Raw genomic sequence first — 25,210 nt, 5'->3', positions numbered from 1 at the left:
GGTTATTCCCTCATTTCTTGATTTAAAATTTGACAAAACTCTGTATAAGTCGTCTTCGCATGGATCTTTTTCAATATATAGTTGTTGGTCGTTATCGCTAATACTTCTTCGTAAATCCGGATAAGCATCGCCTCGTTCACATTGGCTTCAGGAGAAGCAATTAGCACTACTATCTTGACGTTTTCATGATCTTCAGGCGGCTCATCCAGAACCCCTACCTTGATAAAAATACCTTCCTGCTTATGACTGGCATGCGGGAAGCCAAGTGGACCATTAATCGTAGATTTTTTGTTTTCTCTATCGATAATATTCTTCTTAAAATCGTCATCGACTTTGCCTTCTTCATACAGTTCATCAGCCAATCGACAAATAATATTTTGATAGCTTTGCTGACCTTGAAAGTGATAAAAATCAGAGTGATCAAGAAAATCCACAAGCACACTGCGGTTAAAAAATTTCTTATTATTCACATCCTTGTAAATCAAGAATTGCTCTATCTTTAATTTGAGCAGCTGCTGATCAAAAACATCCTCTACATAAATAACTTTATTGAACATTCTGTTTGTTTTAACCGTGGAAAGCACTAAATCAAATGGCTGAATACGTTCTTCCGTAAATTCTGAATCATCAAGTACCACGACGTTGATTTGGGTTCCAAACACTTTATGCAAGTTCATGGTAAGCAACTTGGTCGTGCTTAGTCCTTGATTCGTCAAAATTGCAATATCCCTTAATTCATTCATCTTTTGTTCGAGTTGTTCCAAATAAACACTGAAATAGATCGTTAAAAAGCCCAATTCCTTCTCTGGCATCCTCAAGCCAGTCACACGAGTAATGCTTTCCCCTAATACGGTAGACAATTCGTAGGCAAAGGGGAAGCGCTGCTTCATGTCATATGTCAATTCGTTATTCAACTTGATTCGAAAGATCAATCGATTGATTAAATGCTTAATGTGTAAACGAATGTCCTTCGTGAATAATGTCTCGTCAATTTTAAGGCCGTAAAATCGCTCCACATCCTGAATCGTTTGATCAATGATTTTTTGAATCAGTCTCTCATCTTTTTGTGTTAATAACTCATCTAATATCGAAGCCCTGCGTCCCATCAACTGAATAACAATTAATATGATTTCCTTCCTGGCATCTGTTTCAGGGAAATGCATCTCTAAATACGCTTTCATAAAATTTAAAGCAACGTATTCTTGAGAGTTAAAGATATTGGTATCCAAATCAACGGTACCATCAATAAAATGCCCCTCATCCATACGGTGCAATGTGACCTTTAGTGACAGGAGCAAGCGCTCAAAAGACTGCTCATCCAATCTCCAGTCATTTTGTAAATCACACAAGCCTGTTATAAGTCGTTGTGGCACCTCATATTCCAAGAATTTGGACGGAAATTGTTCAATTGCTAACTTGCGTATCTCAAATTCTGATCCTTCTAATACCAAGCCGACATTTGGAGTACCTGTGATCTGCACGTGATAGGCTTCGATGTCACGTTTTATATCTTTCAATATCTTACTAACTAATGCCTTGCTTAAAAACAACCTTACTGCCATTTCATCAAGGGTCGTTTGCTTGTGAATGGATAAATGATAAAAAAGCTCATCTTTTCTTTGTAGATTCTCTTTTTCAATTTCTTCGCATTGCTGTTTAAGCAAATTTAGTTTATCAAAGAAGGAGTCATTATCTTTAATAACGAGTGACAGCAAGTGATGGTGTTTTGTTATATAGGATTCCTTTTCAAATTCTCCATTGATTTGTCTTATATAATTAGAAATCGTCTTTTCCGACAGATTTAATAGATAGGACAACTTTTCTGATTCAATCTCTTCCTTCATGAGAGATTCTATTATTTTTAGGTGTTTTTCATTAAGTTGCATGACTTCTCCCCTATCTTATGGAATCAGCCCCTAGACTTACCACCTGAAATATTAACTGTGGTGCCTGTGATGTAGCTAGCTTTTCCAGAACTTAAATAACAAATCAGGTCAGCAATCTCCGTCAATTTGCCTACCCTGCCTAATGGAATCGACTTTGAATAATCGCCATTTAATTGATCGACAGTCGTATTTCTGCTGTAAGCAAGAGCCTCTTCATATTGTGATGTACGTAACCCCGTTTCTTCAATAATGCCCGGTGCAATAGCAATAACGTTTACATTGTACTTCCCAAGTTCTTTTGCCCAACTCCTCGTGAAACCAATCAACGCAGCTTTCGTAGCTGAATAGATGCTTTGGCCATCCGATCCTTCTTGTCCAGCTTCACTCGAAACATTAATAATAATACCAGATTGTTGAGAGATAAAATGTCTGGCTACTGCTTGGCTAAGCCACACAGGGCCCTTTAAATTCACATTGAACATAACATCTAAGTCTTTTTCATCCATTTCATATTCAGGTTTCTCGCCTCTTACATCTACAAGCAATCTCGGGAGGTTAATACCTGCATTGTTTACCAACACATCGATTTTGCTTTCTTTTGCCGCTACAGTGTCTACCGTTTGTTTTACAGCTGCCGCATCGGTGACATCCAGTTCCATAAAGCGATAATTATCATCATCCAGCGGCTGGTCTTTTAAATCCAGGTTATATACAACGGAACCATTTTCTAATAATGCTGTAACAATCGCTCTGCCAATTCCAGAACTTCCCCCTGTTACAATAGCAACCTTACCTTCAATACCTAACCAATTTCCCATCCGTAATGCCTCCTAAATTTCTTGTTGATTGTATTGTACAAATAAGCGTTTTCAAAATTAATTCATACTTTTGTGGTGAAATTGGAAAAAGGGGAAATAATGAAAGTTTTTAGTGGGGCGAAGCAGCTTTATGCTACCTGAGAGGATTATTTGGTAACCCAATTGGCATTCCTTGCTAGTTGAAACATAAAATATAAAGGATCATTTATATGTGTCTCAGCGAAACCTAGCAATAAGTTGTTGCTATTAAAGGAGGTGAACAGTTGAATGGAATAAGAAACGCTGGTTTACTTTTTCTTTTGTTGATCCTTTTGGTTGGATGCACTAATAATGATGAATATAATGAAGCATTGGCGGAATTTTACACGGAGGCAGATACAATCTTCTTTATCTCGAGTTTTGCCTTATCTGGATATTCAAATGCCTGGAGTAATGCGATTGATAATGGAGAAAACTTCAGCATAGCAGTTGGAATGCAACAAAGTAAATTTGAGGATATGGCTAACGCTTCTGATGAATCGTTGGAGGAAATGTCTAAAAACCTAAATACTTTGTCTGAAGCTTCAAAGAAACACCCCGAAGAATACGATGAGATTTATCAAGAGTGCAAAGCATTGTACGCAACATTGTCCTCTATAGTAGAACAGGTTCATAATCCATCCGGTTCTCTCCTATCTTTTAACCAAAACGTCAATGATTTGACGCAAGAATTTAAAAGCAAGTATGAAATAATAGGGGCCCTCTTATCGGATGAGGTTAAAGCATTGATCAAACAAAAAGAAGAAGAACAGGAAAAAGAAGTTGTTACAGAAGAGGCGGAAGATAGCTGAGTGTATTTGGCATTTAATCCACGTATGAAATGGCAGTATATTTTTTGTAGTTAAAAAGACCTTCAATATTAGCGTCAATATATAAAATGATGTATATTGAAGGTCTTTTTGTTGATGAAGTTTGTTAAAGTAAAGCCCCCAATTCTTTAAGACTCGAATCCGAGATATTCATTAAGATCTCGTGTTAAATAAGTGTCTTTACTATAGTATAATAACTGCTGCTAGGAGGAGAATTTTTAATTTCACCTACAAATTCATACCCTACGATTTCATAAAAGGAACGGGCTTGAAAACACACTAACCTTATTGAATAATCGCCCCCGTTTACGTAAGACTCGAATTCAAGATATTTATGTATAACTTTAACTAATATAGCTAATATAGCTCTCTACTTTTCGGATAAAAATATCTTGCATTCACTAAAAATTGGGTTCCAAGAAGAAATAACATCACTATTGCAATAGCTGAATAATCACTTTCAAATATAAGTTTACTTGTTAAAGTAACAACTACCATTATTGCCATAACAACATCCAACCCTATTAAATGTTCCATATGTTGAACCTCCCACTAATACTTACTAACATTTCCTACAAGTAAAAAGCTATCTATCATATACTCCTAAGTAAAGTAAAAAACAAGTTTCCCCAAGAAACTTTGTACTCCTTAAAGGTTAAAAAAGAAAGATGTATATTCAATCGATACGAAGCACCGAGGAAAAGTGCACCAACGACCCCCACCAACAGGTATCTAAATTTGTATAGCCACTCGTATTTATATTCCTTCGAATCCCCCACTGTTAATACTCTCATTTCACAATAGAGGTGAAAACCGAAGAGATTTTCCGCCCCTTCTTAAAGTATCTTATGATCAAATATGGAATCAAAAAAATTAATCCAATTGCTGCCAAAGCGTAAAAATATGAAACACTTTACATGGAACCCCTCCTCAAAGTTGAGAGAATTCCCTAAAGAAATAAATGCTCTTTCCATGTTTTTTAAGTCTCGATAACGCGTTTCAATTTAAAACGATGTTCTGTAAGGTCGTGGTCATCATGAAAATAAAAACGCATGAAATCTGAAAAAATCTTGATTTCATGCGTTTTATTCATTTTAAAACGGTTTTATCCCAGCCTCTTTAATTTTCTTTATTATCTTTCCAACGATAAAATTGTTTTCTGAAAAATAATACAAAACCTAATAAGATTAAAGTATAAACTAACCAAGGGATAACCCCTTCAAGAGTTGGATATAAAATATACGTTACCATTACTAGTATGATAAGAGATCCTATTATGCTGTAAACAATGTTTGCTTTTTCATTTTTGAACATGGATCTGCCTCCTTTAAATAAAATAAACGTTTATTGGTGATTTTAACATTTTTCTAAATAAAGCACTAGCACCTTATCTGATAGTAAAATAAAAGAATTTCCAATATATTCAAGCACAATGGAGTATTAATTAATATATTCCATTAAAAAGGTTTAAATCGATTTTATTACTATTTTGTTAACTTCTGTTAATTTGGTAGAATTTAGATAATTATTCAAATTTTTTGTAAATCGAATAATTAATTAGATTCTATTAATTTTTCATCTAAAGAAAGGGGTCTTTAAAAATGAAGAGCTTTTCTAAAGTTTCTAAAACATTATTAAGTGCAACAGCAATAGCAGGTATGGCCCTTGCACCTATAAGTGTTAGTGCAGATGTGAATTCAAATCTATCTGTGAGTGAATCAAAAGACGCTACAGTAGGTACTAATGCTGTAGTTCCACCAGACGAGGGAGGAACCACTCTTTATGCCGGAAGCTATTATATTTCAGAAAGTGAAGTAGAAGATTTGTATGCACAGCATAATTCATTTGGTTATGCTCTTACAAGAACTGGATTAGGTATACTCGGGGGCGCATTAGGTACAACAGCCGGAATAGTATCTTCTGTTTTCACTGGAACACATGAAACTAAATTTGAAGAAAAAGTGCGAGAAGCATATGCGAATGATACTGGAATTAATGTCATTTTGATGGAAAACCCCAATGGTTATGGTAGCTCTCTAACACCTCACTATTCTTAACTATAGGGGTTAAGCAAACATATGAGTTGTAATCGAATTTCTAAATAGAACTATTGGAAGATGTTAGAAGGTAATTGATACTTTTTAAAGTATCTCCAGTCTAAGGCTATTGAATTAATCAAAAGCCCTGTAATGGACACAAACACTTGATTAGTCTAACTTAGCCAACATAAAATCATTTAACCTTCAATTTCATAAATTGAAGGTTAAATGATTTATCTGTTATTGTTGGTTGTTGCTAATTGAAGTTGTACTCACATGAATTTCTTCTTGTAAGAAAAGGTTTAGCTAAATGTAAACAGTAAACAAAATGGAGTGTTGCTAACCCTTTCTCATATCTTACTCCTTTTCTAAAAACATCCTTAATCCCTTCGATTCTCTTAATGATCATTTCATAAAAGTGAATAAGCTTATCTCGTTTTGTTTTAACATCTTCTTCATATAGCTATGCAAATTAAGGTTGCCCTCAATAATGTATCCCATCACTTTCCTTTTCAGTGAATGTAAGCTTAAGTCGGTTCCTTACCAATGTTGCTGTAATCTATGACGAAAATGGAAAAATGGTTCAACACATTGAACTATATCTGACTAAGAATGAACAATGGTTATACTTCCCGCTCACTATTAAAGATAGGCAACGATATACTACTACAAACGGAAAAAGAGAATTTGAAAGTTGAATCAGCCACCTTGGTGAAATATGTAGATCCGGAAACACAAGAAGTATTGTATATAAACAATATCCCTGTTTCCTTGAAGGATAGTCATGAACTTTCAAATGTGGCCATCATCTATAATCAAGATGGAAAACTGGTCCAATACACGGAATTGTATTTGACGAAGAACGCTCAAGGTAATTTCAAGGTGACTTCCTACATAGACAATAAAAAAGTTGTGGATAAGGACACCGATGAAAAGTTTATGACAGCTTCTGCTTATAAGGACCAATTCAATGGGCCGCATTTGAATTTCAGTGTTAGCAAATTAGCTAAATGTCTGGGTATTTCGATGGGATTAGCCGATGTAATCGGAATAGGTTGCGCAGCGGCATGTTGGTTAACAGCTGGTGCAGGGTGCATAGCATGTGTCGCCGGATTGGCCGGATTTGCGGTTGGCGGTGATGCGGTTTGTATAGCCAATGCTTTCGGTAGTTAAGGAGGAAAGATAATGAATAAAAGAAAAAGGTTGTTGGTGGTGTCTACATTACTAACAGTCAGTGTATCCGGCATAATGACGTCACTGGGAATTTTTTTAAACAGTGTACCTCTCCTTATCTTGAGTTCACTCATTTTAGTCTCACTTCCATTTACTACATATAAAGTGATTAAGAACAACTAACAGATAAAGTATTTTGATTTCTTTATACTAAGAGAACTTTTCCCCATTTCAATTTTTTGATTGAAGTGGGGAGTTTTATGTGGAAAGATTTATGCTTTTCCCAAATGAGCAGATAACGTCTTCAATTCAAAACGGTAGCCTTAACGCATTTCAAGGAATATTTATGAAGGAAGCAAACTATCTTCTTTTTGATTCATGGATGCTAAGAACCTTGGATAAGTCGCTTCCAATCCCGAAAACCCGTTAATACCTTTTCAATAAATCAATCGTTTCCCTAATATTCACTGTTCCATCTTCATTCCATTGGATATAGTCCGTTCTTTGAGCGATGGTCATCGTTTTTCCGTTGCCTAATCTGGCTGGCCTCTTTAAGTGAAGTCCCTGTTTTTCTGATTCCTCGAGGATATCGCTCAAGACTTCTGTGCGAAGCTTGCTTCGTTTTTCGTCTTCCCGCGCTACTACTTTCACACAAAGGGTTTCTTGTTCCAATTGCATATAACATCTTTTGTTAAGCTTGGAATTCCACCAGAAACCCCAAAACCCGCCAGACCGATTATGTACATAACCCCAATCTCCATCTATTTCTTTTTGGATCTCTTGGTAAAATCCCTGCCATGCATGATCATCCCATTCTTTAAGGGGCTTCGTTCGAAAAGAAGATACGTTGTCATCCAGATTTTGCAGGTGCCGATAATAATCAAGGAAGATGGTATTGTCTATGCCCTTATCGACACCATTTTTTAGTATGGTTAACATCATGGGCCGTTTAAAGGGGACATAACCGGCATCCACAACAGAGCGATAGTGGCTTTGATCTGCAATTTTATAATAGATCGGCAACTGAATCAGATGCGGATATGCTTCCTGGATCGCATCACGGTAGCGTTGAAGCTGATTGGAATGATTTTTCGTATAGGTTTTGTCCTCTATCAAAATAGCATACGTGTCATTGATGATGGCGAGAATATCCAATGATTTAAACTGCCGGATGATTTCAATGGAGTCAGTCACCGGAGCAGGAATGTCATGGACATGGAAAATCTCCGAAATGAACTCCACCCCTGCGTCATGCAGTGGCCGGTTCAGCGAACGGTAAGCTTGGTCACTCCAAGCCGTCAGCCAACACAAGAATGCATCTTGCGACAACTCACTTGTTGCGAACTGGAACAAATTCGGTGTTTCGACATATGCAGACTGACTATCCTTGGCGTTTTGCAGTAATTCTTCGATATTATCATCTCCCTTGTAATCCTCCCAATAGCCTCTGGCAAGCAATGAATCAACATGCATTGCCGGCCATAAAACCAAATCCCGCACATCCAAAATTCTTGCTTGTTGATTGGAATACAGTAATAAAAGGCGATCCTCCCCCTGCTGGGCAATCACTTCCGGAACTTCTTCTATTCGTCTCTTATAACCGCACTGTGCCTCGCAGACATATGCTGGGAATACATCCATGACCACCCCGCAGTCTTCATTCTGTTCAAGATTTTCCCCGGCATCTTCTATCAGTGGTGAACCGCATCGTGGACAATTTAACATATTCAATAGAACTTCCCCCTTTGTTCTATAGACGTCTGGCTGAATGGAAAACAGCAAACTTTATAAGATAAGACCAATACTATACTTCGTTCGTAGCTATTCGTTCCTAGCGAATCCGTCACGATCCTCCTCATCCTCAGAAATATCCTCTACATCAATATCGATAATATCAGGAAAGTTTTTCTTCATGTCTTTATATTCTTCGTACAAGTCTTCTTTCGAAAGAGTGAGCGTATCTGCTAATACGTTCGCTAATCTGCGACCCATAGGTTTCATCGAGGCATACGTTATGGAGCCGGAAACCACCCCTCCGAGTATAGGGATTGATTTAGAAATCCCTTTCGCAAAAATATCCTTGTTCACCTTGATTCCTATGTACCCAGCAATTTTCTTGATGATTGGATAATAAAAAGTTCTCGTCATTGCCTTCTGGGGTATTTTCTTTAGAACTTGTTGGGACAGGCCGGAGGAAACAAACTTGATTACAGAAGCAGACCCTGCCACTCCGAACATTACTCCTAAATATATAAGCAATTCATTTCTAGCTTTCTCCGTATCCAAATGTTCCTCTAGCCACAAATCCTCATGTCCGTATAGGTAAGCTAGTTCTTGTGCCAAAATGAATGAATGACTAAAAAATTGGGTAATGTCTGCAGGGACAGTCCCTATCATGGCAAGTCCACCAGGAACGCCAGTCGCAAAGGAAACGGATGAGCTTTTAATCGTTCTCATATGAATGACGGATTTTGCGATATTCTCTAATTTAGAACGCTTTATTCCAGATAAATATGGACCTACCTCTATGATTTCCTTCATTTGCTTTTCCGTCACCAGCTTCTCGAACTTACTTTTCAAGAAGTCTTCCCTGTTCACTTTTACTCCTGGTATTTTTATCACTTGGTCCACAATCTTTTCGATGCTGTAATTTTTCGCCTTGTCAGCCATTTATTTCACTCCTCTTAGGATTTCTCGAAGGGATCCTCTTTCTACCTACAGTCCAGACATTAACCATTTTCACTCTGATCATCCGTAATGCAAGACTAGTTTAATAAATCAAAAGGGAGCGTCATTTTTCTATACCGACCAGTTGTCCCCTTTTCTTCAGCATAGGAACGGCAATAAGGAATAGTATCGGGCTGATGGCAAGAATCCCGAGATGTGTGAACAATCTTAACGCAACATCTTTCAAGAAAAACTTCATTATTAAGTAGTAGCCATATGAAGCTCTCATGTCACTTACTCTATCCCTTTTCGATTTATGGCCCGAACGTATCGTATACGAAGTTCCGTGGGAACCGCGAATGTGGACATCGTCCGGTATATTCTTCCCGATATTCGCAAATCTGGAAAGCCCAGACGAGACAACACCCAATGTATTTCCGAAAACTTTTCTATACAACCAGGTTGTTTGTACAAAAAAACTAGCATGGGGGTAAAAGATTATCCGTATAAAAATTAAGATATAAACCTGAAAAGAACTCACGATAAAGAGGACGATATCCGATAACTCTTTGCCATCGTGATTTATGAACCGGCTCCATGGGTCCCATCCTTGCAAAATACTACCTAAATAAATAAAAATAAGAAATGGGGTCAAATAAAGCTTTTTATTAAGGTTTTTGATTGCTTTTATGTACTGCATGAAATAGTGCATGAGCGTTCTCCTTTTTTTAGACTAGGCTTTAAGCCAAAGGTGGCGATGGCTATTCAAGTAATCATGCTGTTGATTTAAAATCCCCCTGCTTACTGCCTTTTGTTGCTAGATTATGTAGTTTCCAGATATGTGACTGAAACACCGGCTGTTACATGAATATATGATCGTAATTGCTGTTGGCGCAAATAATTTCTTCTATTTGTTCTTCTTTTGTAAATCCATTAAGGGTCAAGAAATGAACAAGCTGGACAAGCACGTCCATCAAACCTTCTTCGGAAAGTTCCGGGACGATCATTTTCTCGTTCAAATAGTTTGTGAATGGAGCCAGGATATACGTTTTGTCCGTAATGTAGTCTTCCCAAATGGAAAAGTAGTCCATAAACCCAGGTTCGACAATTGGAATAGCAGAGTCCCATCTACGTAAATAGGCTTGATGTGCCTCTTCGGAAATATATCGTGTCCTGTTGTCTAAAAGAAAATGGACACAATAACCATCCTGTTGATCTTCGTCATCCCTTATTTTCACTAGCGATTTTTCATCAGGAAATTCCTCCGGCTTGTTTGCTGGGGAATAATGCAACATTTCATAAATAAAATTCGACAATCCCCATGCAACTCTGTTAATCTCTTGCCGGACGTATGCTTTATAGTTCGTCGAATTCACCTCATATGGTGCAATATCATTTTTCTCACGTTCCAAGGGGTTTTCAGAAAGAAAGGCAATTTTCAGCTGACGAAAGGAACTGTATTCCGATCCATTCAACGGGTCCCTACCATTAGGTGAATCAGAAACGTCAAGTTCTTCGTCTGTATTTATCCCTTTATCGGGATGTTCCTCTACGTTATTTCGTGTGGGCATCCATACAGGTATTAAATCATTTAATTCTTTCAAATCCATCATTTGGGGGTTATTCATTCTTTCGATCTCATTTACTATTTCAAAGGAATCATTTTTCGTATAACTGGGTTTTTGCTCCTTTAAGTACTGAGAAACGGTTTCCGTCCTATCATCCAAATCGTATAAACGGACGTTCTCTATAATCAACCTGTTGACCAGCTTTTCGAAGTGTTGATCTGTCAAATTGTCTAAAATAAAATCTCGAACAGTCGTTTCCATGAACCTTTCCTCCAATCGGTCATTTATTAGCTTCCATTTCAAAGTATGGATCCCGCTTCATCAGCCCTTTTTCATAGAGTCTGTGATACTCATCCGTAATCAACTTCTCGATCAGGCTGCTATTCGTGTCGTCGCTGTCTGTCAACATCATTTCTAAATACCAGCTAGCCTTTTCAGAGATATAAATCTTTTTTTGGATCTTTTTATTGTTTTCGATTCCATCGATAAGTTCGGGAAAATATTTCCCCACCCATGTTTTTGACTCCGGATTCGAGGTGATAGTTTCGCTTGCAAATTGAAGAGCTAATTCATAGGGAACTGGCTTGATTTTTTCTTCTTCTAATTCTGCCTCTTCAAATTCCGGGTCTAAATCGTCATTATTCACCGCAATGTATCCGGTAAATTCACTCTTAATAAAAAGAAAGTATTTTCCGCTTTTTGTTTTAAAAAGCTGTTTGGATTTTTTTACGTTTGCTCCTTTTTCATATTCAATTTCTTCCGACAATTGNACTAGCGATTTTTCATCAGGAAATTCCTCCGGCTTGTTTGCTGGGGAATAATGCAACATTTCATAAATAAAATTCGACAATCCCCATGCAACTCTGTTAATCTCTTGCCGGACGTATGCTTTATAGTTCGTCGAATTCACCTCATATGGTGCAATATCATTTTTCTCACGTTCCAAGGGGTTTTCAGAAAGAAAGGCAATTTTCAGCTGACGAAAGGAACTGTATTCCGATCCATTCAACGGGTCCCTACCATTAGGTGAATCAGAAACGTCAAGTTCTTCGTCTGTATTTATCCCTTTATCGGGATGTTCCTCTACGTTATTTCGTGTGGGCATCCATACAGGTATTAAATCATTTAATTCTTTCAAATCCATCATTTGGGGGTTATTCATTCTTTCGATCTCATTTACTATTTCAAAGGAATCATTTTTCGTATAACTGGGTTTTTGCTCCTTTAAGTACTGAGAAACGGTTTCCGTCCTATCATCCAAATCGTATAAACGGACGTTCTCTATAATCAACCTGTTGACCAGCTTTTCGAAGTGTTGATCTGTCAAATTGTCTAAAATAAAATCTCGAACAGTCGTTTCCATGAACCTTTCCTCCAATCGGTCATTTATTAGCTTCCATTTCAAAGTATGGATCCCGCTTCATCAGCCCTTTTTCATAGAGTCTGTGATACTCATCCGTAATCAACTTCTCGATCAGGCTGCTATTCGTGTCGTCGCTGTCTGTCAACATCATTTCTAAATACCAGCTAGCCTTTTCAGAGATATAAATCTTTTTTTGGATCTTTTTATTGTTTTCGATTCCATCGATAAGTTCGGGAAAATATTTCCCCACCCATGTTTTTGACTCCGGATTCGAGGTGATAGTTTCGCTTGCAAATTGAAGAGCTAATTCATAGGGAACTGGCTTGATTTTTTCTTCTTCTAATTCTGCCTCTTCAAATTCCGGGTCTAAATCGTCATTATTCACCGCAATGTATCCGGTAAATTCACTCTTAATAAAAAGAAAGTATTTTCCGCTTTTTGTTTTAAAAAGCTGTTTGGATTTTTTTACGTTTGCTCCTTTTTCATATTCAATTTCTTCCGACAATTGTTCACAAATCTTTTTAGCCGTTTCCGTGTTATATACGGCTCCACCGATAACTTTTTTCACTCTATCCCTCTTTTTTATTTAGTACTAACTCTATGATAAGTAATATATATTAGAGTTAGTACTATGCCAATCCTTTTCTGGCAATTTTATAAATAGAAAACTACCAAAACTTCTGTAAACAAACCCAGGATAAAAATGCTCGTTTTACATCATACCATTTTCCTATAAAAAGGAGAGAATCAGGAATATTATACCATCATATTGGAGGGTTTTTGACGAAATTTAGTTGATTTACAAAAAATTTGGCGAAAGGAGGCAACTATTTGTGGTTAAGTTGCGGAAAAATCTATTCAAAGGGGATGTGAAAAAAGCAAGCGGAATACTCCATTGTCGGAGTGGATTCGCTTGCTTGAAGGGTAGGAAAAAAGGAGGGGCTCCTCCATTTTTCTATCATGCTTAACCGGGCTTTACCTTGATTTTGATAGTCCTTTTCATTGCTCAAAGGTAGCTTTTTTGGCGTAACATGCTTTTATCCATGTTCTTCGAGCTCTTCGTTACTCTAGTATTGCAAGGGCAATCAAATTATAAAGAATCTCAAAAACTATTTCACTTTCACCGGAATCTGGAGAATCATTCTAGCTGAACACATAAATCATTTCGCTATTTTTATTAAAGCATTAAAACAATATTAATAGATTAATCTACGTATCCTCAATATCTATCACTCAACCCTAAGAAGACAAATCTGATCCATCAATTCACCTATCATCGAAAGCTGAACACACCCAGTCTGCTCTTCCATGGCATTGGATACTCCCATCGCAAGGCTATACCTAATTGCTTCTTCATCCTTCATTCCTTTATGAAAAGCAGAAGCAAATCCGGCAAGGACAGCGTCGCCTGATCCTACAGGATTGATTGCTTTCACCACAGGAATTTCTGCTTTATAGAATTTCTCTTTACATTTAATAATTGCTCCATCCGCTCCCAGAGTCACAACAATCCAAGGAATTCGGGAAAAGTATTTGGACTGGAGGTTTGCGAGTAAATCCTCCTGGTATTGAAAATCTTTCTGAAACAATCCTGCGACTTCTTTTGCGTTAGGCTTGATTAAAAATGGTTTTGTCGTGTGCTTGATGGCTTTTTCTAGCAGGTCTTCTTTCGTATCCAACAAGACCGGTATCTTGAAATTCTGGGCAATGGTTAAAAGCTGATTGTAAAAATCATCCGGCAGACCAGCAGGAAGACTTCCTGAGAGAGTAACTACATCTATTTCTTTTAATTGAATGGCGAATTGATTTAAAAACTGGACTGCTTCTTCACTATCAATCGTGGGGCCTTTTTCCAGAATCTCCGTCTGCATCCCTTCATGCAGTAAGGAAATACAATTCCGTGTATCCTTTTTTATGCTCACGAAATCATGCTTGATGCCACGTACAGACAATTCTTCGGCGATGAACTCTCCTAAATGCCCGCCTAAAAACCCAGTCGCCTTTACCTCGTTTTTCAATTGTTTCAATACTCTCGATACATTGAGTCCTTTTCCTCCAGCAGTTTTATTAATTTCAGTAACTCTATTGACATCATCCAAATTAAGTGTGCCGTTCAACTTGTAGCCGATGTCCACTGAAGGGTTCAGCGTTACCGTGAGAATCATCTCATCACCTCATTTTTCTCGAAACATATATATTTTATGGCTGGCTTGAAGCGGCTGTTTCCGCTAGTACTTTGTTTAGAGACGTGATATTTTCTTTCCCTTCTGTTTCCAACTATTCATTGGCAGCTGCTGATCCAGCTTCTTTATATTTAAAAGCAGATCCACTCCATGTTGCACGTCCACAAAGGACGCCATGGAATGCTGCGCCTGATTGTTTTGCGAACTTCAGTGTTTCTTGAAAAAGCTCTGCACTTACACCACCGCTCAAAAATATATAAGGAAGATTCGTAGATTCACTTTGTTCTCTAAAATAGGAAGAGGCTTCCTCACGGGTATATACTGGTTCTTCTTCCGTGAACCCTTCTACAAAATTCATATTTACAGGAACCTCGACCTTCAGCACGTCAGCTCCGAACCGTTCACCAGAAAAGTGTTTCATAGATGACAGGACTTTTCGAGGCTTCATTTTGGCAAACTCCCGACCTTTCATATCATGCATTCCTTCATCGTACGTGATGATTTCTAAAAAAAACGGTATATCTTCCGCTTTACACTCGGATGCAATCCTTTCCACGAAGGCATTCTTCTTCTCATTTACTTCGATAGAACCATCGATATCATGATAGATGAGTATTTTTATTCCGTCTGCTCCTTTCTCGACAAGCCGTTTGACCGACCAGTCCGGAAGAAGACTGGGCATACGACCAACATCGCTTGTGTCATACCCCGTTTTTTCATAAGCTACAAGAAGACCGCACTCTTCGTCTTTTTTGCCTGCCGCCGGCCAGCCATACTCAGGATCCAATAGTATAGCGGAAGCATAAGGAGTTAACCGCTCAGAAACGAGTGATTTGTACTTCTCGATTTCTTGTTTCGTTGTCTCTTCTCCCATCATCCGTTTCAAGGCACCACGTTGATCAATCGCCAAAGCGCTGAAATAGCCATTATCGTTCATTAACTTACTTAATCGTTCTGCTTTCATTGTACGGGTTTGCATCATTTTTTCCCCTTTCTTCTTCCTTAGTGTAGATGAGATTTCCGTTGACGGCGGTCGCTTGAACTTCCAGGTTTGAATCAATTACCACATAGTCCGCTTTTTTTCCAAATGTGATACTGCCGATTTCATTGTCCATCCCTAAACTTTTAGGAGGTGTCAAGGAAGCCAAGTGCCAAATATCTTGTAAATCAGCTTTTGTCCACTTCTGCAAATTTCTGATTCCGTCCAGCAGTTTAAGTGTACTGCCAGCAAGCGATCCTGTTTCCGTTCTCGCTACTCCAGCCTCCATGATTACAGGAAATTCTCCCAATTTATAACTTCCGTCAGGCATGCCCCCTGCACGCATACAATCCGTAATCAACATCAATTGATCTGCTTTCAAACGATAGGTAAGAGCAGCCGCTTCCGGATGGACGTGCAAGCCATCGGAAATCAACTCAACAAACGCATCTTCCGAATGGAAAGCAGCTCCTACTACACCTGGTTCTCTGTGATGGAGTCCCCTCATCCCATTGAACAAATGAACGAAATTATTCACACCATTCTCAAGGGCCTTTATACAGCAATCAAACGTAGCATCCGAGTGGGCGATGCTTACTTGCACCCCCGAATCTTTTACCATACGGATGAACGCAAGTGAGCCTTCCCGTTCCGGTGCCAAGGCAACTTTCACTATCTTGCCACCAGATACCGCTTGCCATAGTTTAAATTCTTCGATATCTGGGTCCCGGAAATACTTCTCGTTTTGCGCTCCCCTATGTTGTTCAGTAAAATAAGGACCTTCTAAAAATATTCCTTGGGATTGAGCGCCGGGCAGCCCATTATCTTCCGCTCGTTTTATTGCCTCAAGCGCCTTTCTTAAATCTGTATCGGAAGACGTCAAGGTTGTCGGCAGAAACCGGGTGACACCGTACGAAGCCAAAGTGGCGGAAATTTCCGTTACAGCTTCCTCCGTACCGTCCATGATGTCATGACCGTTGATTCCATGTATATGTGTGTCAAACAGACCTGGAGCGACCATGTAGCCGCTCCAGTCTATGACTTTTTCTCCGGTAGGTACTTCAGTGGATATTGAAGAAAAACGCCCGTCTTCCACCACCAAATATCCTTTTTCTATCACTCCATGCTCAAGTAAATATTGATCTGCATTTATAAAATACCGCATGTTTTCACTCCTGCTTTTATGCTTCCTCATCATAATGGTGAATGGTGACACCCTGGACTACACGACTGATTTCGCCATTCGGGCTTGGATTATCAGGTGTGATTCCCAATTTCATCGATTTTTTCATAGCCAGTGCTTGAGCAAAGATTATATAAGATAAAGCCGCTTGAAGATCGTTTTGTGGACTTTTTCCTCCTTCACTGATTGAAACAGTGAAATGGGCAAGTTCCTCCACATCCTTATCGGCATTTTGCGTCAGCGCCACCACCATTGCTGCTGTTCCTTCTTCATGAAGTTGTCGAAGCATGTCCAAATCATATTTTCTGGTGTATTCGTTTTCTGAAAGGAATACGACCACCACAGTTTGTTTATTCAGTACAGACTTTGGACCATGGCGAAAACCAAGGGAAGAATCATGGAAAGCAATCACTTGACCACCAGTCAACTCCAGCATTTTCAAGGAAGCCTCTTCGGCAAGCATCCCTAAAAGACCAGAGCCGAGATAAACGATTCGATTGAAATCGATACCTAAAACAGTATCAATGTGATCACCAACACGTTTTATCAGTCTGTCTCCATTTGCTATAACTTGATCGGCAATTGTCCCTTTAGCCTCTTCCGGGAGAAAAAGTTCATAACCTGCCAAAAGCATAGAGGTGAAACTGCTGGTCATTGCTAAGGACTTATCATTGGATTTTTCTGGCATTAGCACGGTTATGCTTCTATCATCCCCTTTTATATTTGCAGCCAACTGACCGTCTTTGTTGCAGGTGATGACAACTTGGTAAAAGTCTTTGATGCACTTCTCGCCCAGTGCTACAGCTGCTACACTTTCCGGACTGTTTCCTGATCGGGCAAAAGAGACCATGACGGTCGGACGATCGGGTTTCAAATATTCGCGTGGGTTGGAGACAATATCTGTAGTTGGGATGGCATCAAAAAAAACGTTTCTTTTACACCATTTATTCAATTCCGGAGCGAGGGTATCCCCGACAAAAGCTGATGTACCTGCTCCTGTCAAAATGACGTGCACTTGTTCATGCTTTTCAGAAATTTCTTCCAAAAATTCTTTAAATCCGGATTTCGACTTTTCCATAGTCGACAATAACTCCCGCCATACCTCAGGTTGGTGATGAATTTCTGTGGCTGTATGGAATGCCCCTCTCTCCTTAATTTCTTCTATAGATAAATTGAACAAATCAAGCCCTCCTCATTTGGTCATGTTGTCATAACCAGTTGTGATGTAATTCTTTAAATTCCTGTAGAATTGGATGTTTCTTTGTTTCTCTTTTTCTCGAATTTCTTGATGTTACTAGCCCCTTCACTTAAAACAAAAGAAACAAATTCATCTAGTGATTTTTCGCGTTGAAAAATACCGCTTAACACCATTGGGACATTGGTTCCTCCAACGACTCTTACATTTTCCTTTTCGTGGGCTATCAAGCTGCTGACATTGAATGGTGTTCCACCAGCGAGGTCTGCAAAACAGACGACTCCATCCCCTTGTTCAACAGAGGCAATCGCTTCACGAAGCTGATTCTCCAGCGCTCCTTTGTCTTCTTTAAATGACACGGCTTCTACATTTTCTTGTATCCCCGCAATTAGTTGAACGGAATCCAGCAAACCTTCCGGAAAACCGCCATGACCCGTCAATACAATTCCAATCATCCTAGCCCTCCTCAATGAAAGTGGTGATTACATAATATTAAAGAACGAACCAATCAGCCCAACGACCACTGTCAATCCTATTAATGCTATAGGAGAACGTCCTTTTTTCAAAAGCCAGTAAACCAACAATGTATAAATTAATGGAAGCAGACCAGGCATAATCTGATCCAAAATATCCGTCTGTACGTTCATCTCAGATTCACCCTGTTTCCAAACGTAGTCTATTTCAAAACCCACATAGGTAGCAATCAATCCACCTACAACTGTCAAACCTACAATGGAAGCAGAGCGTGAAATATAACCCATCATTTCTTTTAACTTGGATATGGCCTTTACACCCATTTTGTATCCATAGTTCATTAATCCGAAGCGTACGCCGAAATGAATAATATTAAAGGCAATCAAAAATACAATCGGACCCGCTATGTTCCCTTCCACCGCTAAAGAAGCACCTATACTGGCCGTAATCGGAAGAAGTGTCAGATAGAACAAGGCATCTCCTATACCGCCTAACGGTCCCATTGTCGCTACCTTGATCCCTCGTATAGCTTCACGGTCTTCTTTCTTTTGTTCCATAGCCAGGATTATTCCCATCACAAATGTCACTAAAAATGGATGAGTATTGAAGAATTCCAAATTGTCCTTCATCGATTTACTTAAATCTTTTTTATTCTTATGGATTTGTTTCAATCCAGGGATTAGAGAGTAAAGCCAGCCTGCCGCCTGCATACGTTCATAGTTGAAAGAAGCTTGGAGCAACAAGGATCTCCAGGCAAGTTTGTGGATTTGCTTCTGACTCAACTCCTCTGCCGGGTTTGAGTCTTCATACACGTAGTTAGATGCCATCCGTTATCTCCTCCTCATTAACTTGATTCCCACCTGCAGGGCCATTTTTATTTTTATTTTGGTAAAAATCATATAACGCTATAGCCAACCCGATTAATGCGATAGCCAGTATAGGCAACTCCAAATAGGCTGCAAGAATGAACCCTACAATGAAAAACATGATGTATTCAACTTTCATCATAATCCGCAGAAGCATGGCGAAACCGATAGCCGGCATAATTCCACCTGCAACGGCCAACCCATCTATAATCCATTGTGGTACCGCTTCCACATATTCAGCAGCTGTCTGTGCCCCAAAGTAAATTGGCAAGAATGCAATGAAAGCGTTAAAGAAAAATGTGATGGTAAGACCCAGATAGTTGAGATTGTCTATTCCTTTCGTATTGGCATCTAAGGCGAATTGATCTGCTTTATGCATCAGCGGAGCGAATAATGTAAATAAAAGTGTAACAAGCCCTTGCATTGCCACCGCAAACGGAATGGCGATGCCAACAGCAACATCTGGATCCTGGCCAGTAATGACACCAAATGCGGTCCCAATTACACCGCCAATAACAACGTTTGGAGGTTGAGCACCGGCAAGTGGAACCATTCCCATCCATATCAACTCTAACGTTCCCCCTACAATCAGTCCGGTGGTGAGATCTCCCAGAATCAAACCGACAACTAGTCCCGAAACAACTGGCCTATGAATATGCGTCAAGCCGTTGTATAAATCTATTCCAAGGATACCGGCCCATAAGGCAATAAGTATCGCTTCTACTAACATAGTGACGCCCCCTTTTTCGTATTTGACAGTAGATCAATCATTTTTCTAATAGTTCCATAATATTTTTTCCTTTTTCATTCGGCACTCCTCTTAAATCGAGTTTCACTCCAAGTTCATCCAGTTTCTTGAAGGCTTCAATGTCTTCTTTATCTACAGACACTGTTGAAGAAATTTGCTTTTTACCTTCCTCATAATGCATGTTTCCTATATTTAAATACTCGATAGGAACCCCATTCTCTTTTAATGAAAGTGCATCCTTCACGTCTCGGACCACCAAAAATATTTTCTGTTTTGGAGAAGCCTTATGGATGATATCAATCGTTTTCTGCAACGTAAAAAACCTGGTTTGGATAACATCCGGCAGTACCATGTCCATCAGATTTTGCTGTACTTCATCCTCTGCCACCTTATCATTGGCTACAACCACTAAGTTAGCCCCAAGGTGGTTTACCCAGGTGACCCCTACCTGACCGTGTATCAATCTGTTATCAATTCTTGTCAATAAAATATTCGGATTTGCCATTTTCTCCATCCCCTTTTATAAAATATTTAAAGTCAAAGAGTATATTTCACCATTTCATCTCCCAAAGCATAAATCCCCCCTTTATCATTAATGGTTATGTTGTCATAACCAGTTTTGTTAAAAAAGGTTAAAATACCTTTTTTACGTAAGTTCTACCTTATATTCAAATTTGTCTCCCCTAGCAACTGTAATGGTGTACTCAATTAATTGCTCATTTGAATACGCATACCTTTTTATCAGCATTGCTGTTTGTTTGCTTGGAATTTGTAAATATTTCGCCTCTTCCTCCCTAACAAGTGTAGGGGAGAAACTTTCTACTGCTTTATTTACAGGAACCGTATAATCATCATAAAACACTTCGTACATTGGCTTTTTTTCTAAGAGTTCCTGAGTCAGACCGGGAAATTTAGAAACAGGAATGTAGGATGTTTCATACATGAGTGGCTCCCCATCAGCGAGCCTTAGTCGCACAACTTTATATACCTCTTCCGTCGGGTTTATCCCCATTTTGTTGCCAATTGATTCTTCTGCTTTCACCGCTTCAAAAGAAAGCACTTTACTGGTCGGAACTTTCCCAATCTTCCTCATTTCATCTGTGAAGCTATATAATTTCACTAAATTTTGGCTGTAGGATTTCGGTGCTACAAATGTGCCCTTGCCATGTAATTTATAAATATAGCCTTCGCGTTCCAATTCCTGTAGTGCTTGTCTGACCGTAATACGGCTCATTCCGTACAAATCACAAAATTCCCGCTCTGAAGGCAGCTTTTCTTGTTCTCGATATTCTTGTGTATTTATTTTATCAATGATTTGATCCATCAATTGAAGATATAATGGAATTCTCTTATTTTTTATCACGTGCTGTCACCTAGCTCTTTTTCATTTTAAAATGAAGTGGTTATGACCAGTTGAGTATATGATAACCTTTTTCAGAATGAATGTAAAGGATTCCATCGTTTTTTCGTCTCTTCCTATTAATACTAGTAGACACAATAAGTTTAAAATACAGAAAAAAATCGGTTAGCAACACTTTTGCATAACCGATTTTCAACAGAAAATTCATTTTTAAATTTATTAACTTAGAGAGTCATTGTCCCTCTCATTTCTAACCTTTTCCATTAGCATGGAGGCATTTTCCTCCAACTCTCTCAGAAATCTTTCGTTTACTTGTTTATTCATATTTACAAGAGAACTTCCCACTCCGACTGCTGCTGCTCCAGATCCTAAGTAAGAAGCAGCATTGTCACCATTAATACCTCCTGTAGGGATCAAAGGAATCTGTGGGAAAGGTCCATGTATGTCTTTTATATAAGAAGGCCCAAATACATTTGCCGGAAAAACCTTGACCATTTCAGATCCATGTTCAAAGGCTGTCAAAATTTCTGTAGGGGTCATCGCGCCTGCAATGTTTAGGATTCCATACCTTTTTGTCATCTTTAGTGTTTCAATGTTTACAGTAGGTGAAAAGATAAATTGTGCTCCAGTCATGATAGCAGACCTAGCCGTTTCTGGATCTAGTATGGTCCCGGCCCCGACGATTACTTCCTCTCTGAATTCCCTCCTTACTTGTTTAATGGCTTCTAATGCTGACGGATGATCGACAGCAATCTCTAACGTCTTCACACCTCCACGAAGAAGAGACCTCGCAACATCTAGCACATTTTCAGTCTTTGCACCACGTATAACAGCAATCACACTGTTGTCTCTTATTCTTTGGTATTCGTTCATCTAATCATCCCCTGTTCCAAATGAAACAAAATCTTGTTTTTTCCTTAGATATTGTGAATAAACAGCTAGTGCTCCCTGCGTACTCAACATCCCTGCTTTTTCTGGGTTTACAATTTCCACTTTCAAAGTTGAATGGTGACGATGTAGTATTCTCCTGAAAAGCATAGGAAATAGCTGGCGACCATACAAAACGACCTTACCCTTGCTATTGGATAGTATAGGCTCCATAAACTGATAGTCTAAAGCTAAAAGTGCACCAAGCAAAAAGTTCATATTGTTATTTTTGTCGTTACCTTCCATCACATCTAGGACCCTAGTCGAAAAGACCGTTCTCCCAAATCCTTGTTCAAATGTCTGGCGAAAACCTTTTAATACCCATTCTTCTTTTTGCTCTAAGTTTGCCAAATCCACTATGCTATTTTTCAATATCGAATGGTTGGATAATAGAGCCATGATCTCCCCTGTCATAGAGGTCTTACAGGAAACGATATGATTGTTCTCTACTCTTATTATTTTGTGATGAGATCCATAGTGAATAAACACCATGTTATTTGTCACATTTTCTTGTGACTGAAGATAACCGATTATTTCACATTCTTCTCCTCTCATCATGTCTTTTTCTTCCAATGGACCATTCTCTACTTTAACACCAGGTATATAGAATACGGGACAGCCGGCTAGTGTGAATTTCTTTTCTTCTATCATAGAAAAATCATTTAAAGGAACGGTATTTCGTACATGTGGAATCTCTTTCAAACCATTATTGGATGTGACCATCCCGGTCAAAATAACAGCTGAGATATCCCCGTCAGCCAGTCCGACTTTCTTTTTCAATTGCGAAATGCCGCTTTCTAACCCTTCTACTAAAGCTTTCTTCGTTCCAGACACAGCTACATCCGCTGCTCCCACATGTTTTATAACAGCATCAACTAGTTGGTTTTCCTGGAATAACCTTATTCTCGTCATACTGGTGCCGGAATCTACTAAACAAGTGTACATAGTTACTCCTTTCCTATAAATTCTTAATTTGTTGGGTTTGAATGGCTCCATTAATTTTATTTCGCTTTCCATGCACTATTTGCATGATAGTAACTGCTACTATCACAAATAAACTTATAATTGGTATGATAATATTATTAAAGCTGATCATACCTAGAGAAGCCGAAAAAAGGGCAAGGCGTTCCAGCCAATTCATCCTGCGTAAATAACAACCCACAATTGACGCAGACAAAGTAATAATCCCGATAAGTGCAGTCATGACAGCATACACGATATCGTACCATTCACCTTGCAGCAGTAATTCGTTATGAAAAACGAAAATGTACGGGATAATAAAAGCCGGAATTGCAATCTTAAAAGCCATTAAAGACGTTTGCATAGGTTTAGCGCCAGCAATTCCTGCAGCGGCATAGGAAGAAATGGCTACTGGCGGAGTAATGCCAGAAAAAACTCCAAAATATAGCGCAAATAAATGGGCAGCCAAAACACTAACATTCAATTCTACTAAAGCAGGCACTGCTATTGCAGCTACCATGATATAGGCAGCACTAGTTGGTACTCCCATGCCAAGAATAATAGAAGCAATCATAACCAACGGTAGAATGACAAAAAAGTGTCCTTGTGCTAAACCGATAACAGTAGAAGTAAAAGCGATCCCTATTCCAGTCTGGCTTGCTACGCCGATTATAATTCCTGCTGCTGCGCATGTTACCGCTATCATTATTGTTGCTTTTGCTCCTTCGCTCAATGTGACGACTATTTGCTTCAAGGACATTCGTGTTGCCTTTTTTACAGCCCCAACTATTACTACAGAAGCCAGCGCAACCAAGGCAGCCAGGTAAGGAGTATATCCCAAAAACAATGCAACGATAATGACAAAAAGCGGAATGGACAAATGGGCATTCTTTAACACATAACTCCACTTCGGAACATCTGCTTTAGGCAATCCTTTAATATCCATTTTTACTGCCTGGAAATGAACCACAAAACCGACGCTCAAGAAATACAAAACGGCTGGAATTAAGGCTGCTATAATAACAGAAGTGTAAGACAAACCGACAAACTCTGCCAAAAGGAAGGAGGCTGCTCCCATAACCGGTGGAAGAATCTGTCCCCCGGTAGAAGCCGCTGCCTCAATTCCCCCAGCAAAAGAAGGCTTATACCCTACCTTTTTCATTAATGGAATGGTATAGGCTCCTGTAGAAGTTACATTGGCAGTTGAACTTCCAGAAATAGAACCCATTAGGCCACTTGCTAGCACTGACATTTTGGCAGGACCACCCCGAGAACGACCAGTAAGCGCATAAGAAAAATCAATAAAGAACTGCCCTACACCTGACTTTTCCAAAAATACACCGAACAATACAAACAAGAATATAAAGGTGGCAGAAGCAGCGAGCGGGATTCCAAATATCCCTTCGGTGGTGAATGCCAGTTGTTCGATCAATCGATCAAAGGAAACACCGGTGTGAGCTAGTGGACCTGATAAAAGGTTGCCGTATAGGGCATAAACTATTGCAGCCAAAGATACGATCACCATGCTCCAGCCGATAATTCTTCTGGTTGCTTCTAATATACATAGGATCAAAGCAATCCCTACCATTAAGTCGAGGGGTGTCAAACTCTCCACATAAGCCATACGAGTTATAATTCGGTCATACTCAAATACGCTTAAGTATAAAATGCTGATAGTGGACAGGATAAATAGTATAAAATCTACTAGTAGTGTGACGTTATTGCGTTTTGATTTGGCTAAAGGATATAGTAGAAACGAAATCGGTAATAAGAAAGCCAGATGCAAACCCCGCATCTTATAAGATTCTAGTACACCAGTCAAACCAAGATAGATATGGAACAGGGACGCACATACTGCTATGATGAAAACCAAGCCTTGAATGACCTTCATGGTGTTCCATTTATTATGCGGAGAATCTATTATTTTTTCACTCATTTAAATTTCTCCTCCTCTCATCAAGTAATCACCATCA

At 39.0% G+C, this 25,210-nt stretch carries 22 protein-coding genes and 1 pseudogene; 3 read left to right on the top strand and 20 right to left on the bottom strand.

The window, feature by feature from the left end; translation table 11 throughout:
* Nucleotides 1-2: 2 nt before the first annotated feature.
* Both BN1067_RS07380 and BN1067_RS07375 read right to left on the bottom strand, forming a co-directional pair.
* Nucleotides 3-1,886 (bottom strand): BglG family transcription antiterminator, encoded by a 1,884-nt coding sequence (locus BN1067_RS07380; RefSeq protein WP_053218241.1) that lies wholly within the window; start codon nt 1,884-1,886, stop codon nt 3-5.
* A gap of 23 nt (nt 1,887-1,909) precedes the next feature.
* Nucleotides 1,910-2,704 carry an SDR family oxidoreductase gene (locus BN1067_RS07375; RefSeq protein WP_053218240.1) on the bottom strand — a complete coding sequence of 265 codons (795 nt, stop codon included), beginning with the start codon at nt 2,702-2,704 and terminating at the stop codon, nt 1,910-1,912.
* Between the two features lie 263 nt (nt 2,705-2,967).
* On the opposite strand from BN1067_RS07375, the gene BN1067_RS07370 reads away from it, so the two are divergent.
* Nucleotides 2,968-3,534 (top strand): hypothetical protein, encoded by a 567-nt coding sequence (locus BN1067_RS07370; protein WP_053218239.1) that lies wholly within the window; start codon nt 2,968-2,970, stop codon nt 3,532-3,534.
* Nucleotides 3,535-3,909: 375 nt separating this feature from the next.
* Here BN1067_RS07370 and BN1067_RS07360 read toward each other — a convergent pair whose 3' ends face one another.
* Together BN1067_RS07360 and BN1067_RS07355 are read right to left on the bottom strand one after the other, a co-directional pair.
* Nucleotides 3,910-4,089: a hypothetical protein gene (locus BN1067_RS07360; protein ID WP_053218238.1), complete on the bottom strand. Its 180-nt coding sequence runs from the start codon at nt 4,087-4,089 to the stop codon at nt 3,910-3,912.
* 582 nt (nt 4,090-4,671) lie between these two features.
* The gene (locus tag BN1067_RS07355) at nt 4,672-4,866 is read right to left on the bottom strand and encodes a hypothetical protein (RefSeq protein ID WP_053218237.1); all 195 of its coding nucleotides are present in this window, start codon (nt 4,864-4,866) and stop codon (nt 4,672-4,674) included.
* A gap of 287 nt (nt 4,867-5,153) precedes the next feature.
* On the opposite strand from BN1067_RS07355, the gene BN1067_RS07350 reads away from it, so the two are divergent.
* Nucleotides 5,154-5,609: a hypothetical protein gene (locus BN1067_RS07350; protein WP_053218236.1), complete on the top strand. Its 456-nt coding sequence runs from the start codon at nt 5,154-5,156 to the stop codon at nt 5,607-5,609.
* Between the two features lie 669 nt (nt 5,610-6,278).
* Nucleotides 6,279-6,764, top strand: a complete 486-nt coding sequence (locus BN1067_RS07345) for a hypothetical protein (RefSeq protein WP_053218235.1) — start codon at nt 6,279-6,281, stop codon at nt 6,762-6,764.
* Nucleotides 6,765-7,190: 426 nt separating this feature from the next.
* On the opposite strand, the gene BN1067_RS07340 is transcribed toward BN1067_RS07345, so the two are convergent.
* The 16 genes and pseudogenes from BN1067_RS07340 to BN1067_RS07255 form a co-directional block, all read right to left on the bottom strand.
* Nucleotides 7,191-8,489: a PD-(D/E)XK nuclease family protein gene (locus tag BN1067_RS07340; RefSeq protein WP_234400678.1), complete on the bottom strand. Its 1,299-nt coding sequence runs from the start codon at nt 8,487-8,489 to the stop codon at nt 7,191-7,193.
* A gap of 96 nt (nt 8,490-8,585) precedes the next feature.
* The gene (locus tag BN1067_RS07335) at nt 8,586-9,434 is read right to left on the bottom strand and encodes a hypothetical protein (RefSeq protein WP_053218233.1); all 849 of its coding nucleotides are present in this window, start codon (nt 9,432-9,434) and stop codon (nt 8,586-8,588) included.
* A gap of 857 nt (nt 9,435-10,291) precedes the next feature.
* Nucleotides 10,292-11,260, bottom strand: coding sequence for a hypothetical protein (locus tag BN1067_RS07325; protein ID WP_053218231.1), 969 nt, complete (start codon nt 11,258-11,260; stop codon nt 10,292-10,294).
* Between the two features lie 1,121 nt (nt 11,261-12,381).
* On the bottom strand, nt 12,382-12,930 hold the full coding sequence (locus BN1067_RS07315) for a hypothetical protein (protein ID WP_053218229.1): 549 nt from the start codon (nt 12,928-12,930) through the stop codon (nt 12,382-12,384).
* Between the two features lie 661 nt (nt 12,931-13,591).
* Nucleotides 13,592-14,527 carry a hexose kinase gene (locus BN1067_RS07310; RefSeq protein WP_053218228.1) on the bottom strand — a complete coding sequence of 312 codons (936 nt, stop codon included), beginning with the start codon at nt 14,525-14,527 and terminating at the stop codon, nt 13,592-13,594.
* A 34-nt stretch (nt 14,528-14,561) separates the two neighbouring features.
* A pseudogene (gene lacD, locus BN1067_RS07305) lies at nt 14,562-15,524 on the bottom strand (tagatose-bisphosphate aldolase).
* Nucleotides 15,487-16,689 (bottom strand): N-acetylglucosamine-6-phosphate deacetylase, encoded by a 1,203-nt coding sequence (nagA, locus tag BN1067_RS07300; protein WP_110943368.1) that lies wholly within the window; start codon nt 16,687-16,689, stop codon nt 15,487-15,489. Before nagA ends, lacD begins: the two are co-directional and overlap by 38 nt.
* Before the next feature lie 16 nt (nt 16,690-16,705).
* A complete protein-coding gene (locus BN1067_RS07295; RefSeq protein WP_053218227.1) occupies nt 16,706-17,887 on the bottom strand; it encodes an SIS domain-containing protein in 1,182 nt (393 codons plus the stop codon).
* A gap of 53 nt (nt 17,888-17,940) precedes the next feature.
* The gene (locus BN1067_RS07290) at nt 17,941-18,357 is read right to left on the bottom strand and encodes a PTS sugar transporter subunit IIA (RefSeq protein WP_053218226.1); all 417 of its coding nucleotides are present in this window, start codon (nt 18,355-18,357) and stop codon (nt 17,941-17,943) included.
* 27 nt (nt 18,358-18,384) lie between these two features.
* Complete coding sequence (locus BN1067_RS07285; protein WP_053218225.1) at nt 18,385-19,203, bottom strand: PTS system mannose/fructose/sorbose family transporter subunit IID; 819 nt, start codon at nt 19,201-19,203, stop codon at nt 18,385-18,387.
* On the bottom strand, nt 19,193-19,972 hold the full coding sequence (gene agaW, locus BN1067_RS07280; RefSeq protein WP_053218224.1) for a PTS N-acetylgalactosamine transporter subunit IIC: 780 nt from the start codon (nt 19,970-19,972) through the stop codon (nt 19,193-19,195). Before agaW ends, BN1067_RS07285 begins: the two co-directional genes overlap by 11 nt.
* 37 nt (nt 19,973-20,009) lie before the next feature.
* Nucleotides 20,010-20,495 (bottom strand): PTS N-acetylgalactosamine transporter subunit IIB, encoded by a 486-nt coding sequence (agaV, locus tag BN1067_RS07275; RefSeq protein ID WP_053218223.1) that lies wholly within the window; start codon nt 20,493-20,495, stop codon nt 20,010-20,012.
* A gap of 141 nt (nt 20,496-20,636) precedes the next feature.
* Nucleotides 20,637-21,353, bottom strand: a complete 717-nt coding sequence (locus BN1067_RS07270) for a GntR family transcriptional regulator (RefSeq protein WP_234400642.1) — start codon at nt 21,351-21,353, stop codon at nt 20,637-20,639.
* A 216-nt stretch (nt 21,354-21,569) separates the two neighbouring features.
* The gene (locus BN1067_RS07265; protein ID WP_053218222.1) at nt 21,570-22,223 is read right to left on the bottom strand and encodes a bifunctional 4-hydroxy-2-oxoglutarate aldolase/2-dehydro-3-deoxy-phosphogluconate aldolase; all 654 of its coding nucleotides are present in this window, start codon (nt 22,221-22,223) and stop codon (nt 21,570-21,572) included.
* Nucleotides 22,224-23,294: a 2-dehydro-3-deoxygalactonokinase gene (locus BN1067_RS07260; protein ID WP_110943367.1), complete on the bottom strand. Its 1,071-nt coding sequence runs from the start codon at nt 23,292-23,294 to the stop codon at nt 22,224-22,226.
* Nucleotides 23,236-25,173, bottom strand: a complete 1,938-nt coding sequence (locus BN1067_RS07255; RefSeq protein ID WP_053218220.1) for a TRAP transporter permease — start codon at nt 25,171-25,173, stop codon at nt 23,236-23,238. The genes BN1067_RS07260 and BN1067_RS07255 overlap by 59 nt, the downstream gene beginning before the upstream one ends.
* Nucleotides 25,174-25,210 lie beyond the last annotated feature (37 nt).

It is taken from the genome of Virgibacillus senegalensis, assembly GCF_000821245.2.
GTDB classification, from domain to species: Bacteria; Bacillota; Bacilli; order Bacillales; family Amphibacillaceae; genus Sediminibacillus; species Sediminibacillus senegalensis.
This window is presented reverse-complemented; position numbering and strand designations above follow the sequence as displayed.

Coding starts and splice junctions, on each gene's coding strand:
- BN1067_RS07290 (WP_053218226.1), bottom strand. CDS start 18,357: ATGATTGGAATTGTATTGACGGGTCATGGCGGTTTTCCGGAAGGTTTG.
- BN1067_RS07260 (WP_110943367.1), bottom strand. CDS start 23,294: ATGGAAAGCGAAATAAAATTAATGGAGCCATTCAAACCCAACAAATTA.
- agaW (WP_053218224.1), bottom strand. CDS start 19,972: ATGTTAGTAGAAGCGATACTTATTGCCTTATGGGCCGGTATCCTTGGA.
- BN1067_RS07375 (WP_053218240.1), bottom strand. CDS start 2,704: ATGGGAAATTGGTTAGGTATTGAAGGTAAGGTTGCTATTGTAACAGGG.
- BN1067_RS07360 (WP_053218238.1), bottom strand. CDS start 4,089: ATGGAACATTTAATAGGGTTGGATGTTGTTATGGCAATAATGGTAGTT.
- BN1067_RS07335 (WP_053218233.1), bottom strand. CDS start 9,434: ATGGCTGACAAGGCGAAAAATTACAGCATCGAAAAGATTGTGGACCAA.
- BN1067_RS07350 (WP_053218236.1), top strand. CDS start 5,154: ATGAAGAGCTTTTCTAAAGTTTCTAAAACATTATTAAGTGCAACAGCA.
- agaV (WP_053218223.1), bottom strand. CDS start 20,495: ATGGCAAATCCGAATATTTTATTGACAAGAATTGATAACAGATTGATA.
- BN1067_RS07355 (WP_053218237.1), bottom strand. CDS start 4,866: ATGTTCAAAAATGAAAAAGCAAACATTGTTTACAGCATAATAGGATCT.
- BN1067_RS07340 (WP_234400678.1), bottom strand. CDS start 8,489: ATGTTAAATTGTCCACGATGCGGTTCACCACTGATAGAAGATGCCGGG.
- BN1067_RS07310 (WP_053218228.1), bottom strand. CDS start 14,527: ATGATTCTCACGGTAACGCTGAACCCTTCAGTGGACATCGGCTACAAG.
- BN1067_RS07380 (WP_053218241.1), bottom strand. CDS start 1,886: ATGCAACTTAATGAAAAACACCTAAAAATAATAGAATCTCTCATGAAG.
- BN1067_RS07285 (WP_053218225.1), bottom strand. CDS start 19,203: ATGGCATCTAACTACGTGTATGAAGACTCAAACCCGGCAGAGGAGTTG.
- BN1067_RS07255 (WP_053218220.1), bottom strand. CDS start 25,173: ATGAGTGAAAAAATAATAGATTCTCCGCATAATAAATGGAACACCATG.
- BN1067_RS07325 (WP_053218231.1), bottom strand. CDS start 11,260: ATGGAAACGACTGTTCGAGATTTTATTTTAGACAATTTGACAGATCAA.
- nagA (WP_110943368.1), bottom strand. CDS start 16,689: ATGCGGTATTTTATAAATGCAGATCAATATTTACTTGAGCATGGAGTG.
- BN1067_RS07265 (WP_053218222.1), bottom strand. CDS start 22,223: ATGAACGAATACCAAAGAATAAGAGACAACAGTGTGATTGCTGTTATA.